General features: G+C 45.7%; 15 protein-coding genes. 6 read left to right on the forward strand and 9 right to left on the reverse strand.

The window, feature by feature from the left end:
- Positions 1–9: 9 nt before the first annotated feature.
- Complete coding sequence (gene uvrB, locus ASL11_RS06710) at positions 10–2,007, reverse strand: excinuclease ABC subunit UvrB (protein WP_056611446.1); 1,998 nt, start codon at positions 2,005–2,007, stop codon at positions 10–12.
- A 271-nt stretch (positions 2,008–2,278) separates the two neighbouring features.
- Here uvrB and ASL11_RS06715 point away from each other — a divergent pair, with 271 nt between their 5' ends.
- Positions 2,279–3,070, forward strand: a complete 792-nt coding sequence (locus tag ASL11_RS06715) for a flagellar motor protein (protein ID WP_056611449.1) — start codon at positions 2,279–2,281, stop codon at positions 3,068–3,070.
- Positions 3,054–3,875: an OmpA/MotB family protein gene (locus ASL11_RS06720; RefSeq protein WP_056611454.1), complete on the forward strand. Its 822-nt coding sequence runs from the start codon at positions 3,054–3,056 to the stop codon at positions 3,873–3,875. Before ASL11_RS06715 ends, ASL11_RS06720 begins: the two co-directional genes overlap by 17 nt.
- 463 nt (positions 3,876–4,338) lie before the next feature.
- Here the strand turns inward: ASL11_RS06720 and ASL11_RS06725 are convergent, their stop codons facing one another.
- From ASL11_RS06725 to ftsE, 5 genes are all read right to left on the reverse strand, one after another.
- Positions 4,339–5,622, reverse strand: a complete 1,284-nt coding sequence (locus tag ASL11_RS06725) for a PDZ domain-containing protein (protein WP_056611457.1) — start codon at positions 5,620–5,622, stop codon at positions 4,339–4,341.
- A 119-nt stretch (positions 5,623–5,741) separates the two neighbouring features.
- A complete protein-coding gene (locus ASL11_RS06730; RefSeq protein WP_056611460.1) occupies positions 5,742–7,205 on the reverse strand; it encodes a S41 family peptidase in 1,464 nt (487 codons plus the stop codon).
- Between the two features lie 91 nt (positions 7,206–7,296).
- Complete coding sequence (locus ASL11_RS06735) at positions 7,297–8,490, reverse strand: murein hydrolase activator EnvC family protein (RefSeq protein WP_056611463.1); 1,194 nt, start codon at positions 8,488–8,490, stop codon at positions 7,297–7,299.
- Positions 8,491–8,801: 311 nt separating this feature from the next.
- Positions 8,802–9,719, reverse strand: a complete 918-nt coding sequence (gene ftsX, locus ASL11_RS06740; protein ID WP_056611466.1) for a permease-like cell division protein FtsX — start codon at positions 9,717–9,719, stop codon at positions 8,802–8,804.
- Positions 9,709–10,395 (reverse strand): cell division ATP-binding protein FtsE, encoded by a 687-nt coding sequence (gene ftsE / locus ASL11_RS06745; RefSeq protein ID WP_056611468.1) that lies wholly within the window; start codon positions 10,393–10,395, stop codon positions 9,709–9,711. Before ftsE ends, ftsX begins: the two co-directional genes overlap by 11 nt.
- A 217-nt stretch (positions 10,396–10,612) precedes the next feature.
- Here ftsE and ASL11_RS06750 point away from each other — a divergent pair, with 217 nt between their 5' ends.
- From ASL11_RS06750 to ASL11_RS06765, 4 genes are all read left to right on the forward strand, one after another.
- On the forward strand, positions 10,613–12,046 hold the full coding sequence (locus ASL11_RS06750; RefSeq protein WP_056611473.1) for a VanW family protein: 1,434 nt from the start codon (positions 10,613–10,615) through the stop codon (positions 12,044–12,046).
- 113 nt (positions 12,047–12,159) lie between these two features.
- The gene (locus ASL11_RS06755) at positions 12,160–12,945 is read left to right on the forward strand and encodes a DUF1700 domain-containing protein (protein WP_056611476.1); all 786 of its coding nucleotides are present in this window, start codon (positions 12,160–12,162) and stop codon (positions 12,943–12,945) included.
- Positions 12,946–12,948: 3 nt separating this feature from the next.
- Positions 12,949–13,836 (forward strand): DUF4097 family beta strand repeat-containing protein, encoded by an 888-nt coding sequence (locus tag ASL11_RS06760; protein ID WP_056611479.1) that lies wholly within the window; start codon positions 12,949–12,951, stop codon positions 13,834–13,836.
- Positions 13,837–14,067: 231 nt separating this feature from the next.
- Positions 14,068–14,700 (forward strand): DUF975 family protein, encoded by a 633-nt coding sequence (locus ASL11_RS06765; protein ID WP_056611482.1) that lies wholly within the window; start codon positions 14,068–14,070, stop codon positions 14,698–14,700.
- A gap of 106 nt (positions 14,701–14,806) precedes the next feature.
- Here ASL11_RS06765 and ASL11_RS06770 read toward each other — a convergent pair whose 3' ends face one another.
- The 3 genes from ASL11_RS06770 to ASL11_RS06780 are packed head-to-tail and all read right to left on the reverse strand — an operon-like array spanning position 14,807 to position 17,465.
- Positions 14,807–15,169 (reverse strand): response regulator, encoded by a 363-nt coding sequence (locus tag ASL11_RS06770; protein ID WP_056611484.1) that lies wholly within the window; start codon positions 15,167–15,169, stop codon positions 14,807–14,809.
- Complete coding sequence (locus tag ASL11_RS06775) at positions 15,162–16,919, reverse strand: ATP-binding response regulator (protein ID WP_056611486.1); 1,758 nt, start codon at positions 16,917–16,919, stop codon at positions 15,162–15,164. The genes ASL11_RS06770 and ASL11_RS06775 overlap by 8 nt, the downstream gene beginning before the upstream one ends.
- Positions 16,920–17,465: a heme NO-binding domain-containing protein gene (locus tag ASL11_RS06780; protein WP_056611489.1), complete on the reverse strand. Its 546-nt coding sequence runs from the start codon at positions 17,463–17,465 to the stop codon at positions 16,920–16,922.
- Positions 17,466–17,481 lie beyond the last annotated feature (16 nt).

Here is a 17,481-nt window from a genome sequence, read left to right on the forward strand (position 1 = left end):
CCCACTTACTTAGGCGTCAGCTTTCATTTCCATAATCGCGTCACGCAGCTGTGCTGCACGTTCGAACTGTAGGTTCTTCGCCGCCTCTTTCATCTCAACTTCTAAGCGCTCAATGAGGGATGCTCGATCTTTCTTCGACATCTTAGCACCCTTCACATCAGCCAGATAGTCGGATTTCTGTTCGGCAACCTTGGTTGCCTCGATCACATCGCGGATTTTCTTGGCAATCGTCTGTGGTGTGATACCCAATCGCTCATTGTTTGCTTCCTGTAGGGCGCGGCGTCGATTGGTCTCCGAGATCGCTTTCTCCATGGAATCAGTGATCTTATCTCCGTACATGATGACTCGGCCATCTGAGTTCCGCGCTGCACGACCGATCGTTTGAATCAACGAACGCTCCGAACGCAGGAAGCCTTCCTTATCCGCATCTAGAATAGCGACCAGTGAAACCTCTGGCAAGTCGAGACCCTCTCTGAGGAGGTTGATCCCAATTAGCACATGGAAAGTCCCCAAGCGCAAGTCCCGTAAAATCTGCATACGTTCAAACGTCTTAATATCCGAGTGCAAATAACGCACTTTAATACCAATTTCTTTAAAGTAATCCGTTAAATCCTCCGACATCTTCTTCGTTAAGGTGGTCACAAGTACGCGCTCATCTTTACGAACACGGTCTTGGATCTCGGCGATCAGATCATCAATTTGACCCTTGGTTGGTCGAACCTCAATAATTGGATCCAACAACCCTGTTGGCCGAATAATTTGTTGAATCATCGTAGGGCAATGTTCTAGCTCATAAGGTCCTGGCGTTGCTGATATATATAAAATCTGACTGACTTTCTCTTCGAATTCCTCGAAACGCAGCGGACGGTTATCCAATGCGGAAGGCAGCCTGAAGCCGTGATCGACTAAGACATCTTTCCGTGCTTTATCCCCATTAAACATCGCGCGAATTTGCGGTAACGTTACGTGGGACTCATCCACCATGAATAGCATGTCGTCTGGGAAATAATCCATCAACGTATACGGAGTTGCCCCTCGCTCACGGAATGTCAGTGGACCGGAGTAATTCTCGATACCTGAGCAGAAGCCCATCTCTTCCATCATTTCCATGTCGTAGCGCGTACGCTGCTCCAGTCGCTGTGCTTCCAGAAGCTTACCTTGCTCCCTCAACTCAGCCAACCGCTCCTCGAGCTCTTGACCAATGTTCACGAGCGCGCGTTTCATCGTATCCTCGCCTGTCACGAAGTGAGATGCCGGGAAAATCGCGATATGATCGCGCTGGCCAATAATTTCACCCGTTAGGACATTAATCTCCGTAATCCGCTCAATCTCATCCCCAAACAGCTCAACACGAACGGCATGCTCACTGTGCGAAGCTGGGAAAATCTCCACAACATCTCCACGCACACGGAACGTGCCGCGAACAAAGTTCATATCATTGCGTTGATACTGGATATCCACTAGACGATGCAGGATTTCAGTTCGTGACTTCTCCATCCCTACTCGTAACGATAACAATAAATTACCGTACTCGATTGGTGAACCCAAGCCGTAAATACACGACACGCTGGCAACAACAATGACGTCACGGCGTTCGAACAAGGAACTTGTCGCCGAGTGACGAAGTTTATCGATTTCTTCATTGATGCTGGAATCTTTCTCGATGTAGGTGTCGGAGGAGGCAATGTAGGCTTCGGGCTGGTAGTAGTCATAGTAACTAACGAAGTAGGAAACAGCATTATGAGGGAAAAACTCTTTGAACTCACTGCACAGTTGTGCGGCTAAGGTTTTATTGTGGGCAATAATCAAGGTTGGTCGGTTTAATTTCGCTATTACTTGTGCAGCTGTGAACGTTTTACCTGTTCCCGTTGCACCGAGCAGCGTCTGATGCTTGTTGCCGGCTTGTATGCTCTGGACGATCTCCTCAATCGCTTGAGGCTGATCCCCTTGCGGAAGAAAATCGGATACAAGCTCAAATTTCTTAGAGCTCATGACAAGTTCACTCATCCATTATCACCCTCATTGTCGAAATAAATCGAACTTTTATCCTATAAACTTTCCCATTCGACATTCCGATATAGAAGTCTATGGAACTTTTTCGTACATATATGAAGGATTGCAATATCTATCCAACATAAGAATGTTTGTTCTCGTTTTTTCATTATACTATTTTTGAACCATGGATGCAAACAGCTTTATCTGTTTTAGCCTTATACAAGGCCGTTTTCCTGAGTTTTTGGACCCTATTCTTTTTATGATAATTAGGAGTGGTACAGTCATGGATTTGACAACAGTATTAGGATTACTATTAGGACTTGTAGGTTTAATTGGCGGGTACATGTGGGATGGGGGTCATATCAATTCGTTGATCATCCCCAGTGCGATGCTCATCGTTTTCGGCGGAACCTTCGGTGCAGTCGCCGTTAGTTTCCCTGGCTCTATTTTAGCCAAAATCCCTAAAGCACTCGGCATTGCCTTTATGCAAGTCAAACGAGATCCTGCAACAACTATTAATGAAATTGTCGATATGGCCTCTGTCGCTCGTAGAGAAGGCGTACTCGCCCTAGAGCAGCGCGCCCAGGAGCACGAGAACCCGTTCTTGAAGGACGGATTGCTCATGGTCGTAGACGGAACCGATCCCGAGCTTACCCGACAAATTCTTGAGCTGGAAATGGACGCCATCGAACATCAAGTTAATAATATGTCGAAGGTATTCGAAGCTGGAGGCGGATATGCACCAACAATGGGGATTATCGGTACGGTTATGGGACTTATTCACGTTCTTGGAAATCTAGAAGATCCTTCTTCCCTTGGCCCAGCGATTGCCGTTGCATTCACAGCTACTCTCTATGGTGTTATGAGCGCCAACTTAGTTTATTTACCCATCGCTAACAAAATCAAAGTCCGTGGTAAAGAAATGGTCAATGAAATGGAACTCATGTTAGAAGGCATCCTTGCCTTGCAAGCTGGTGAAAACCCGCAATTAATTAAGAAAAAACTGAACTCCTTCCTCCATGATAAATCGAAAAAAGCCGTAGAGGAGGATGACGTTAATGGCGAGGCGCGGTAAGAAGCAAGAAGAGCATGTTAATCATGAAAGATGGCTCATTACTTACGCCGACTTAATTACGCTGCTGCTCGTATTTTTCATTATTATGTATGCGATGAGTAAAGTGGATGTTCAAAAGTATGCCGTTTTGGCGCAAGCCTTAAACCTACAATTCCAAAAAGCTGACTCTGTCTTAGATAAAAACCATGGTATCAGCGGCTCGATGACCCCTAAGCAAGGGGACGCGGACAGCAAAGATAAGGATTTAACGCATCAGAATCAGGATGATCAGAAAGAAGAGCATGACAAGACGAAGACGGAAGACAGCGAGAAAGAAAAGCGTGAGAAAGAGCTTCAAGATCTTCTGAAACAAGTACAAGCCTATATTAAGGATCAAAATTTAGAGGCGCAGGTGTCTGCCAGTGATACAGAACGCGGTGTGGCGATCACGCTCAATGACTTATTCTTATTCGATTTGGGGAAAGCTGATCTCAAGGCGCCGTCCTTCCCGATTCTGCAAAAGCTGGCTTCGCTCTTCCCAACCTTGAAGAGTAAGGTTAGTATCGAAGGACATACAGACGATTTACCCCTTGCACCAGGCTCTCCCTATAAGGATAACTGGGGATTATCGTTTGCCCGTTCCCTCTCTGTACTTCGCTATTTCAGCGATACGGCTAATCTGGATGATCACAAATTCATTGCCACCGCTTATGCGGATACAATGCCCCAAGTGGCCAATTCAAGCGATGCGAATCGCAGCAAGAATCGGCGCGTGGAAATCATTGTCTTGCGGAACGATATTGCACCAACGACACCAGCCAAATAATTCGTCCGGATGAATAGAAGCCCTATTTCCACGCTTGTGGAGGTAGGGCTTTGTTGTGTTCGTGGTTCGTGGTTCGTGGTTCTGGTTCTGGTTCTGGTTCTGGGGGTTGTGATCATGCATTGCTTTGTACGTGCTTGATGTCCACGCATTGGCATGTCCACGTCTCTGCCCGTGCCGCCAGTAGTACCTGTAAAAACTCCAGTTATTTCGGCCATTCTCCCCTCCAAAATTAAAATAACTGGAAAACACGTAGCTAATTCCCCCCAATCCGCTCCTTCTGAGATAAATACGGAAATTTAACTGTAGGAAATCCATCTATTGTCCATTTCACGCCAAAACAAGCTAATTTAACTACATAAAATCCAGCTATTCGCCCTCAACCGCCACAGAACATAAAACAATCATAGATAGAAAAAAGAGCCATCCTCACCCGTAGTTTTCACTACACTGAGGACAACTCTTCTCATAATGACTTCGTTGTGTCATTCGGCAATAAACCCGTTAATTTGCTTCGCAGATAACTAAACAAGTGCATCGGACGCTGCTCCAAGAAATACAGCACATCCTGATCCGGTGCCAGTAGGATGCCCAGCTGATGATGATCACCGTCAAAAATCCCCCGCTTCAGGAAGCGAACCTCCCCTTGACCATTCAAGACTTCCAGTCGGCAGAAAGCGGAGTTGAGCCCCATGGCTGCATGCAGATCCGTCTTTGTCTTAATTTTGTATCCATTGACTTTGTGGATGATCTCTCCGACGCTGATTCCTAACTGCTGAGCTGGACTGTTCGGAACAACGGATAGCACCATAAGCCCGCGCTCGGAGTGGATGTAGAAGGGCGTCTGCTTCGCTTCTACCCATTGGCTGTAGAGCAGAAGCCCTTCATGAAGGGCTATGCTAAGGATCGCGACAAGCAGCACCAGTGGCGCCCAGTAGTGGGCAGCAACGGCTGTGCCTAGCAGAACGAGCCCGTACACATAGAGCAGCTTAGCGCTAAAGCGTGCCTGTCTCTTCGGCAGCTTCGAAATCGTCAGCTCTGTGAAGCCAATCATCGCTGGGAATGCCAGCATCGTCCAGCCTGCGCTTAAATTAGAGGCAAACAACGTTTGCCACGGCAAGCCCAGCTCACTACCTCCAGCCATCGGCACTAGGAGAAACAGAGGGACTGGCCAGAAGCCCTGGAGCTGCTGCGCGCCAATCATTTGTCCGCGCTTCCCTTCCAGGAACAGAGGAGTCGCCATTCGCGCACCTTGGTAACCAACGAGTACTCCCTCTAAGAGATGAAGCACGCCTACGATAACCAGCAGCGATGGGATATCTGCACTTGCAAGGGTCTCGAGAAACGTGTAAGACTCACGTAGACTGTCTGCATTAGGAAACCAAGAGAAGATCACTTGGGCAATTCCTAGAATCCCTACTGCATAAGCTAAACATAGGAATCGTATACGGAATATCATCAGTACGACGGTGATAATCCAAAGCACAATCACGACATTCAGTTGTATGTTTACTCCGACGAAAAGGAGTAGAATGGAGGCTCCTAGCCCACCTAACCAGCCCCACAGCACTACGCGCCACGTTTCATTCAACAAGGAATGAAGCCGCGTGTGAAACAGCTTGCGTTCTAATTGGATTTGCTTCCTGTAATGTAACACGATAAAAACAATGCCTATATAGTAGAAAGGATTCGTAAACAACTGCCCCACAGCCAGCAGCATTCTGTCCAATAATTGAAACCACACATCCATACGAATCTAGGCTCCTTGAAAAAGAAATAGGAAGGCTGCCTAAGCAACCTTCCTACTCTATTTCGACTGTGAAAGCTTATTTCCTGCCGCCCCGTACAATTTCCATTAACTAACGGTCATTATTTCCCAAGCTGCTTCTGAATTTGAAAGACAGCTGCTTTCAATTGCGAGTCATTCTTCGGGTCACGAATTTGCGCTAAAATCGCTTTTTCGATTTTGGCCGCTGTATCCGTATCAACTTCGCCGGTCACCGGCAAATCATTGGTCCGTTGGAACGCTTTAACCGCGAGAGCCGTTTTGTCGTTGAAATAGCCATCTGTTCGCTCCGGATTGAAACCAATACCAGCCAGCATCAGCTGCAAATTCTTCACATCATCGCTGTTGTTGTCTAGTTTCAACACATCTTTCTTCGTAAGCGGTGCTGCTTTGAAATAGGCTGGTTGCTCGATCGGGATATCCGGTGTAATACCTTTTTTGTGAATCCAGTTGCCATTTGGCGTTAGCCACTTGTAGACTGTCATCTTAATGTTGCTGCCATCGCCCATTTCCTTCTCGAACGTCACTTGAACCGTTCCTTTACCGTAGGACGTTTCACCAACAATCTTACTGCCTACAGCTTCTTGGAATGCGCCTGCAAGGATCTCCGATGCGCTGGCGCTTCCTTTATTAATCAACACGGTAACTGGATAATTCTTACCTTTACCTGTAGAAGGTGTTGGCTCACGTTTGCCGTCCCGATTCTCTACTTGGAGAATGGAAGCCCCACTCTTCACGAATGGATTTACGATATCGACAACGACGTTCAGTAGACCGCCTGGATCATTACGAACATCGATGACGAGTCCCTTCATCCCTTTGGCCTCTAAGTTTTTCAACTCTTCAGCAAAACGAACTGCTGTGTTCGAGGAGAACTGACGAATCTCGATTTTACCAATTTGATCCTGCATCATTTCACCATAGACCGTTTCAACGTCAATATTGTCTCGAACCACGATGACTTGAACCGGATCCCCTGTTCCTTGACGAAGTAAATCCAGCTTAGCTTGCGTGCCCTTCGGTCCGCGGATTTTCATGACGGCTTGATTCAAAGTAAGCCCGTCCAATTTGTCGCCATTCACAGAAAGGACAACATCTTTGGATTGAATACCTGCTTTCTCCGCGGGTGAACCTTTAATCGGTGATACAATGACGAATTTACCATCCTCTAGCGATACCTCAGCTCCGATGCCTTGGAAAGAGGACGTAATGCTCTCATCAAATTGTTTGGCTTCCTTCTGATCCATATAAACGGAAAAAGGATCCTCTAATGATTCCAACATCCCATTAATAGCTCCGTTGACCAATTGATCATGATCAGGCTGTTTCAAATATTTGCTTTCAATTAGCTGAAACGTTGTTGCGATCTTGCTTAAATCCTTGCTTGAAAGACCAGACGAAGCAGATACTGAGGTAGCTGAACCTCCTGTTGATTGCTCCTTCTGCCCCCAAGTAAAGGAGGGATCTACAATCGTTAATGTGACAATACTACTTGCAAACATGGCTAACAGAACAAATACAATGACCGTGCGACCTTTGAATTGCAAAACCGATTCACCGCCTTTTTCCTAAAACCGAATTTGAGTTGGCCTGTTTGTAGTATATGACAAGCCATACCCCTTTTATAACCAGTTTGTCCTATCGAAGGAACGGTTTAGGATCGGTAGGCACTTCATTTTTCCTAACTTCAAAATGCAAGTGATTACCCGTCGACTGTCCTGTGGAGCCCACGCCAGCAATTTTCTGGCCCCGCTTCACGACATCGCCTACTTTCACATAAATCCCATCGTTCATAATATGACCATATAACGTCCACAGCCCATTCCCGTGATCCACGATGACACAATTCCCATAACCGTTCATCCACGATGCATAAATAACAGAGCCATTCTCCGCAGCAAGAATTGGCGTACCTTTCGCTGTACCTAAGTCGATACCTTTATGGTTCTCTGCTCGCCCTGTAACGGGATTAATCCGTGCGATGAAATCAGAGGTCATTGGCGCTTGTACAGCCAAAGGATATCCAAGCTTACCGCCCGAATACGTAAACGGTGATTTCGCATTCTGTGCCGCCCGCTTCTTCGCTTGCAAATCCGCCTCTTGCTTCGCCAGTTGCGTGATCATTCTGTCGCTTTCTTCTGAAATATCCTCAAGCTCTCGCTCCTGCTTGGAAAGGGAAGCTATCTTCACTTCTTTCGCTTTTTCCTTCGCTTGCAGATCGTCACGCAAGGCATCTGCTGCCGCATAAAGACCCTTCACGTTCTCAAGCTGCTTCTCGGTATCTGCCTTCTTCAGCATAACCGTTTCTTTGTCTTTCATATTCGACTCTAGTATTTCTTTATCTTGATTGACGATAGATTTCAAGGCTTCGACCCGATTCAAAAAATCAGAGAAGCTCGTTGCACTCAACACCACATCCATATAGGAAACGAAACCGTTCATATACATTAAGCGAACGCGGGATTTCAACATATTATCACGGCTCTCTACACGAGCCTCAGCTTCATCCAACTGCTTAGCGCTAGCTTCCAGAGCGTTCGACACTTGATCAATTTGTTCATTGAGCTGTGTCAGTTTCTTGCTCGCCTCATTCACCTGGCTGACAAGGGCATTCATATCCTTCGTTGTCTGATCTTTCTCAGACTGAACTTTCGTGATTTGACTCTGGGCGCTATTGGCCTTCTGCTGCGCTTCCGCCTTCTGCTTCTTAAGCTGCGTCAACTGCTGGTCGATCTTGTCCGTTGCCGAAGCGGCATAACTAGCTGCATGAGGTATAGTCAGTGATATCGCCATACCTAATGTCAAAACGACAGGTAGAATCTTCTTCTTCAAGCACGTAGCCTCCCCATTTTCAAGCGATTGATGCCCCATGTATGGTTTGAATCTCTTACGTTCTGTCTCTAAGAATCTATATTTCTAGGAATCTATGAATCTTTGAAAATAAAAAAATAAAATAGAAGAACAAAAATAAAGCCTTTAGAACCGGCTTTCAGAACCGAGAAGGTTGGACGAAAATGAGAGTAGGAGGAACGGAGTGTAGCAAGCTACATGAGTACCGCACTACTCCATATTCGTTCAAGATTCGACGCCGAGTTGACTTCAAAGAAGTATCATCGTTATCAAAGCTGGTTATAAAGGTTTCCTTATACGCGAAGGAATTTTCTTACGGAGATGAGGGAACCCCATACACCGATAACAATACCTAAGCCGATCAACAAAACAGTCATTGTTGGTGCAATATCTTCAAAGGGTGTTAATTTAATCATCAATAAATTTAAGTTCAAAGAGCTCAAATTGAGCAATTTCCAGTAGCCTGCAAGGATAATGGCGGTAGGGATTGCGGAACCAATCATACCGAGCAACGCACCTTCAATGAAAAACGGCCAACGAATAAATGAGTTCGTCGCACCAACAAGCTTCATAATTGAAATCTCACGTTTTCTTGCCAAAATCGTAACTTTGATCGTATTCGCAATCAGGAATACCGCTGTAAAGGAAAGCAGCACAACGATACCAATGCCAATCCAACGTGCAATCTTCGTCACTTTAAACAACGCTTCTACGGTTCCTTTACCGTAGTTCACTTTGTAAATAGGCTTAGGATCTTTACCAACGTTAAGCGCTGAGATCTGGTCAGCTACAACCGCCACATTCCGCGGATCATCCACTTCGATCGTGAATGCGTCGTTCAGCGGATTGTTATCCCCCTCGAAGCCATCAAGGAGCGCTTTCCCGCTATCCCCTAACTTTTCGCGTAAGTAGACAAGTCCCTCTTCCTTCGAAACGAATTTAATCGTTTTCACTTCAGGGATCGCCTTGATTTGCGTTTCGAGCGCTGTGATTTGATCCTGAGCAGTGTTTACCTCCAGGTACACGTTGATCTCAACTTGTTCCTCAATTTGCGTAGCAACATCATTCACATTTAAGGTGATAAGTACGAAAATACCAAGAATAAATAGGGAAATCGCGATGGAGCTAATCGACGCGAACGTCATCCAACCATTTCGCACGACATTTTTCGTACCTTCTCGCAGATGTCGAGAAGCTGTACTAATCTTCATAGCCATATTCCCCCCGGATTTGATCGCGAGCAATAAGGCCATTCTCGATTGCAATCACGCGCTTACGCATCGTATTCACGATTTCTTTGTTATGCGTAGCCATGACAATGGTGGTACCACGGAAATTAATTTCCTCCATCAATTTCATAATGCCCCATGACGTTTCGGGGTCCAAATTTCCTGTCGGTTCATCGGCGATAATGACGGAAGGGCTGTTTATTATTGCCCGGGCAATAGCAACACGCTGCTGTTCACCGCCTGATAACTGCGATGGGAGGGAGTTTGCTTTGTCCTTCAGCTTAACGAGCTCAAGAACTTCCATGGTGCGTTTCTTGATTTGCTTCTTAGGTGCCTCAATAACTTCCATGGCGAAAGCTATATTTTCAAAAATCGATAATTTCGGAAGTAAGCGATAATCTTGGAAAATAACGCCGATATTTCGACGTACATAAGGAATTTTACGTTGTTTTAGTTTTTCTAAATTAAAACCATTTACGAAAATTTGACCTTTCGTTGGTCTTTCTTCTCTATACATCAACTTCATGAAAGTAGATTTACCTGCGCCTGAAGGTCCAACCACATAGACAAACTCATTGCGGTCCACTTTTACATTAATACCTCTTAATGCATGCGTCCCGTTGGCGTATGTTTTCCATACGTCCTGCATTTCGATCACAATATCACATCCTAATTATATAGATAGCCTATATCCATTCGACACAAAAGGTGAAAATCCTTCTAAAACCTCTTTGAAATTCATAGGGAATACCGTCATTATACCATGTATTGTACATATTTTAGCCGAATCAGGATTATGTACTAAATTGGCATCGAGATTGATACATATATAGAGACAGGCCGTATCACATTCGTATGTAAAGGAGTGGCTCTTCATGACACGCTCATTCAGAAACCCCATCCTCTATTTCTCGGTCGCTCTTGGTTTGTTCGTTACGTGCGGCACCGCACTCTACATATATGGATCTCAATCTACCTTCCCTGGGAATGTCACGATTGCTGGGTGGCGTGTTGGTGGCATGTCCTATGCCGAATTTCAGTCTGAATCCGAGCAACGCCTGAAGCGACTAGCCGCTTTCCCGGTCCTTTTGCATGCATCCTATCCAGAAGTTCCAGCCAAAGAATTGTCACTTGGACAACTAGGCATTCGATATGACAGGAGCCTTCTCACACAATCTCTCCAACAATTAACTAGCGGATCTCCCTTCGAACGCGCCAAAGCCCGCTGGACCTTGCGAAATGCGAATATCCCTTTAAATGTCTCGCTGGATCCCACTCAACTTTCGGCCACCGTAAAGGACAGTTGGGAAGAGCTATATTCGAAACAGCCTGTTGCCGCCAAACGCATCCTCAAATCGCAAGATCAGGTTGATTACGAACCAGAGCGAAATGTGCTGCGCATCGATACTGCGCACTTACAGGAGCAGCTACAAATCATCGCCCCCAGCTTGGGCACACTAACGCACACCGCACCACTCGGGCTCTCGTTACCCATCTATGAGCTGAGTCCCTCTATCACAATTGCATCCTTGAAGCAGCAAGGTATCGATGGCAAAATTTCCGAATTCACGACCTCGTTCCCCCAATCAGGCGAAGGACGGGTTCACAATATACGAGCAACCGCTACATCTATTCAAGATTACTTGATGGCACCGGGCGACACCTTTGATTACAGTAAAATTATTGCACAGACGGAAGCCAAATTCGGTTACAAGGAAGCCCCTGTTATTCTCAATGGGAGTCTCGTCCCAGGAATCGGCGGCGGCATATGCCAAGTATCCACAACGCTCTATAATGCCGTTTTACGCAGCGGTCTTGAAATCGTAGAACGACGTAATCACTCTCTCCCAGTCAGTTACGTCCCTCTTGGGCAAGATGCCACATTCGCAAACGGCTATATTAATTTCAAATTTCGTAACAATACCAATAGCTACATCTGGATTCGTACCATAACGACGGATTCAGCGGTGACCGTGAAACTTTTTGGACATCAAACACCAACTATCACCTATGACATTGCGTCCAAGATCGTAGAAACGATTCAGCCTCCAGTCAAATATGTGAACAATCCAAGCTTGAGCCCAGGGTTGGAACGCCCAATCAGCACCGGAAAAGTTGGTTACAAGGTTGAGACCTATCGAACCAAACGAGAAAACGGCACAATCGTGAGCAAAGAGTTAATCTCGAAAGATCAGTATTCACCTGTGCCTACAGTTATCGCGGCCAACCGTAAAGGTCTCCAAACGGAGGACCCCGCTCCAAAGCAACCTATGGTAGAAGATGGCGTAAGTACGCTCGCTGTACAATGATAACCAATAAATGTGATGAAATCATGAAGGTCATGTGACTGTAGTTACTACGTCATTATGACTTTTTTCTTTTATGATAAGACTATGGAAAGAGTAGTGAAGGAGGCATAACGATGAGCAAAGTAGATTATTTCAAAGAATTAAACTATCGCTTGCGCGGACTTCCCGAGAAGGAGCGCCAAAATATATTAAAAGTATATGAGGAATTATTTCAAAAAGCCGTTGAAAACGGCAAGCATGAAGATGAGGTGTCACAGTCTCTCGGCTATCCGCGGGTACCCAACTGGGATGCACAGAAAGAGACACCACCAGTTAAAGAGGAAGTTACCAAGCGATCCATAGATGAGTTTGATGTTGAAGCGATACAAGCTGAGGAACTGCCTTATTCGAATGATGAGCTTGAGGAGGCAGCTATCCCGTATGTAAAGCAGCCCGATCCGGCCATCGGACCGAAGATTCCCGTACAAGCCCCAGAGACCTGGGTGCCGCCTGCCTATACCCAGCCACCTCAGCCGAATTACCAGCCTATGTATAATACACCTTATCCCCCTCCCTATCCGACTACAAAGCCTGAAAGCGGGATTAAGGCGATCATTATTTCGATTATGCTCGGTTTCTTTAATCTCGTATTCGTTGTAGGTCCATGGGTTGGGGTCTGCGCTGCGTTGATTGGGTTGTTCGCTTCCGGATTCGCTCTTCTGATCGCCCCTGTTATTGGCGTGCTTACCAGCTTAGCGGGAACATCCGGGAGTGACTTCCAATTCATCTCCTTTACGCTGCTTGCCTGCTTTGGCTTAGGCATCATCATCACGACGCTTAGCAGTTGGCTGCTCAAACAGTTTTTCAAACTTAGCTGGAAGTACATCCAATTCAACGCCAAATTGATTAAGGGGGTTTAAGCCATGCAACTTAAAGTGAAATTCTTCTTAGTGACCGGCTTTATCTGCCTGGCAATTGGCCTGATTGGAGCAGCTGTATCTTTCCAGTCACTGGACTTTGATACAGGCGTCGCTAACCTAGATGTTGAGAAGAAAATAGCAGCAGCCAATATCGATACTTTAATTATTGAAAATGATATCTCAGGCATGACGTTCGTTCCTAGCAATTCAGATGAAATCAGCGTTCGTTTAGTCGGCGCTGCCCGATCCGAGAATGCCCAGAACTGCACAATCGAGGCCGTAACAGAAGGTTCGAATACGTGGCGAGTTGACGTATGTACGAATAGAAAAAATCACATTGATTTCGGATTTGATCTCACCGAATTCAAAAGCTTGTTCAGCGGTCAACGCCTTCGTTTACAGACTGAAGTTCGTTTGCCTGATAAGCTTTACAAGGCGATTACCGCCAGCACAGATACAGGTAGCATCAACTTCAAGGAAGTGAAAGCTGAGAAGCTAACTGCGAGTACAGATACCGGAACTATTACGGTTGACCGCTATGAAGGAAAAGCATTGAATCTACAAACAGACACAGGCAGTATTCATCTCAATGACGGGCAGGGTAATGTGAAGCTCAAAACGGATACAGGTTCCATCACAGCGAAACTTCGTGAGCTTGGTGATACAGTTACCGCGGAATCAGATACAGGATCAGTTCGCATACAACTAGATTCTGCACCCACAGATGCAACCTTTGATCTAACCACAGATACAGGCAGCGCAACGCTGAATGTGCCGGGTGTGAATGTACAGCGAACCAGCCATAATAACGCTAAAGGCACTATCGGCAATGGCAGCAAAAAGGTAACGGTTCGAACGGATACAGGTTATGTAGAGGTTAAGGGTAGATAAACTCCCCTTTTTCAGATACGCATGTTTTTTCCAGAGGCTGTCTCTTAGGTCTATTTAGACCTTTTGAGGCAGCCTCTTTGCGTTAACATAGCAATTATTTAAGTGTATATTATTTTGTCGAAGAAGAAGGAATTAAGTCACACGCCCCCGAATATACAAAAATATACAGTTTTCCTTCATATTTATCCAAAAGTTAAAAAACTGTATACACAAAGAGAGAAGAGGGTCAACATGAAAAATAGTAGAGAAATTCGAGAAGAAGCAAGAAAAGCATTAAAGGGGAATTGGTTTGCAGCCGTTGGGTTGTATCTGATTACAATCCTGATCACGATACCATTATCAATTGCTAGCAATCTAGTTGAAACAAACGAGCATTATGTATTATCTATTTTAATAACGTTGGGATCCCTCCTTCTTTCCGTTGTCATATCTACAACTGTATCAACTTACTTCCTCCACATAGCTAGACAACAGAAGATTGGGTACTCTGACTCATTTGCATACGGAATTAAAAATTTCTGGCCATTTTTCAAGTTAACTTTTTTAATGGGACTCAAAATATTAGCTTGGACACTTCTGTTTATCATTCCAGGTATCATTGCTTCCTTACGATATTCACAAGCGATATACATTAAGTTAGACGATCCAGAAATATCTTCGTCGAAAGCCATTCGAGTTAGTTCGGAGATGATGAGAGGGTACAAGTGGAAATACTTTTGTTTAGCACTTAGTTTTATTGGCTGGGTACTATTAGTTCCATTTACTTTATTTATCGGAGGATTATGGGTTGGCGCTTATTATAATACCGCAAGATCTGTATTCTACGATATCCTGAACGCCGATAGATTAGTTAAACTTACCTAATGAGCCATTACCATAAACTTAAGCAAAAAAGCTCCTCCTAAGCATCCAATGGATGATGGGAAGAGCTTTTTTACGATATATGAGTTATTCCTTCTCAAGCGGTGACCTATTTCAAAAAGGTCTGAATCTTCTCCAACAGCCGATTCCAATCAACCGGCTTCGTATCGAAATCATCGCAGCCGGCCTCAAAGGCCATCTCCCGATCCGATGCCATGGCATGGGCGGTTAGCGCGATAATGGGAATTCCCTGCGTCTCCGGCGACGCTTTGAGCAGTCGAGTCGCTTGCCAACCATCCAGGACAGGAAGACTCATATCCATTAGAATAAGAGCTGGTGCCTCGGTCCGCGCTGCATCTACACCTTGCTGTCCGTCTGTCGCAATAATGACTTCATAGCCTTTGCGAATTAAACGGCGGGACAGCATATCACGATTCATTTCGTTATCTTCCACTAATAAAATTTTATACATGGTCGTCCATTTCCTCTTTGCGTCGAATACAGACTTGATCCCCGTTGCTATGCTCATTCCTCGCACTTGCCATAAGGCTGCGGATTTCCTGCAGCAGCGTTTCGCGCTTAAAGCTTCCTTTTTGGATAATGTTTTTCACATACCCATTCAGCCGCATCCGGTCCTCGGAAGCAATGTCCTTCGCCGTAACAACGACAATGGGAATCCATTGCCATTCCTGACGTTTGCGCAGCTCTGTAACAAACTCAAAACCATCCATCCCGGGCATCATTAAATCGAGCAAAATCAATTGCGGAAGTGCTTGAGACATCATGTTCAAAGCCGAGCGACCATCCTTCGCCTTCGAGACCTTGAAGCCTTCCCTTTCCAACATTTGCGTCATCATATGACTTGTTGTCACATCATCCTCGATGACAAGTACAGCGTTGGTTTGGCGCTCAGGGATATGCTTATCCAACACAGAGATTAATTTATCGATATAAACGGGCTTTGTTAGAAACTCTGCCGCGCCAAGCGCATAGCCCGTATTCTTGTCATCTGTCATCGACATCATGATAACGGGGATACCAGATAATTCCGGATCGTTCTTGAGTGTCGTCAGCACGGCCCAACCATCCATTCCCGGCATAAGTACGTCTAGGGAAATCAAGGTAGGACGCAGCTCTCTAGCGAGTCGAATGCCTTCTTCTCCATTTTGGGCCAAAGCAACCGTACAGCCTTCTTTACCAAGAAACCGCTGCATCAATTGCAGCACAGCTGGATCATCGTCAATGACTAACACCGTGCGATTATTTTGGATGTCGAGCGGACTGCTCTCCATCACTTCATCAGGGCTTCCACCCACCTGATTCTCCTTCAAAGGCAACCAAGCGGTAAACGTTGTACCTTGGCCGTACACACTATCAACGGTGATATGGCCACCCATCATTTGGCACAGCTTCTGAGAGATCGCAAGTCCAAGCCCCGTACCTCCGTACTTCCTGGTTGTCGAGGAATCGGCCTGTTTAAACGCTTGGAATAGATGCGTCATCTGCTCCGCAGTCATCCCAATCCCGGTATCCTGAATACTAAAGCTAATGCCAGATTGCCGATTGACCATCTCGTAACCTGCCGTCAGCCAGATTGTGCCATCTTTCGTAAACTTCCCTGCATTGCTCAACAAATTGAAGAGAACCTGCATCAGCTTCGTGACATCTGTTCGTATTTCTCCTTCAGGGAAAACGACCTCCAAACGGTTGCCACCTGCCTCTATAAGCGGATTGACTGTCGTCAGCACATCGAGAATCAAAGTTTGGATATCACAGACTTCTAGGTACATATCCATTTTACCCGATTCGATCTTGGAGAGATCCAGAATATCATTGATGAGTGTCAACAGATGTTTGCCAGCGTTATGAATTTTGCCCAAATCGTCTGCAAATGCCGGTTCATTCATATCTTCGGCATCTTCTTTGAGCATCTCACTATAGCCAATGATCGCATTCAGCGGAGTACGCAGCTCATGGCTCATATTCGCGAGGAACTGACTTTTGATCTGATTGGCCTCAATGGCCTCATCACGTGCTTTGGAAAGCTCCGCCGTACGCTCCTTCACCAATTCCTCCAGTTGATCGTTTAACTGCATCAGCTCTTGATTCACGAAATAAATTTCCCGAGTCTTCTCCTCGGCGATCTGTTCGGCTGCCTTCCGCGCTTTCCTCTCCCGTTCTAGCTGCCTTCGAAGAACATCAATTTCGGATATATCCTGCATTTATTCCACTTCCGCTTTAGATATAATAAACCGTGCCGCGGTTCCTTCCTCCAAATTCTCGCGTACCACATTAATCGCCTCACCATAGTGCTGAATGCATCCGTTAATTAGCCCTTCAGCCAAATCCGCAAACGGTCGCGAGGATCGGTAAATCATGATCAGCGTCCCTTCTACGGAAGTGTCATATTCGAATGCAGGCAGCTCCGCGCCTGGATAGAGCTTACGGACTTCAACGTGAATATAGCTGTCCACCTTTTGCAAAAAGCTGAATACCGTGCTATTTTCTTGAAGAAATTGCGGGTGCAGCTCGATGAGCTGGGTAAATAAATATTCACCGAAAGTGATAATCAAGTCAGTAACGGGGATGCTTGTCCGCTGGCTTAACTGCACGATAAGCTGAATCATTTCACTATGATCATAAGTTCCTACGGAGGTATAGCTGCCGCCCGAAGGTAAATCCGAGCCTTCAATAATTTGATCCACGATACTTAAAGAGAATTTATTCTCCACCATTTCGAGAAAAGAAGTAAAAACCATGCCTTTCATCGTAACAAACTCCCCC

Origin of the sequence: Paenibacillus sp. Soil750, from assembly GCF_001428045.1 — a bacterium.
Lineage (GTDB): Bacteria > Bacillota > Bacilli > Paenibacillales > NBRC-103111 > Paenibacillus_E > Paenibacillus_E allorhizoplanae.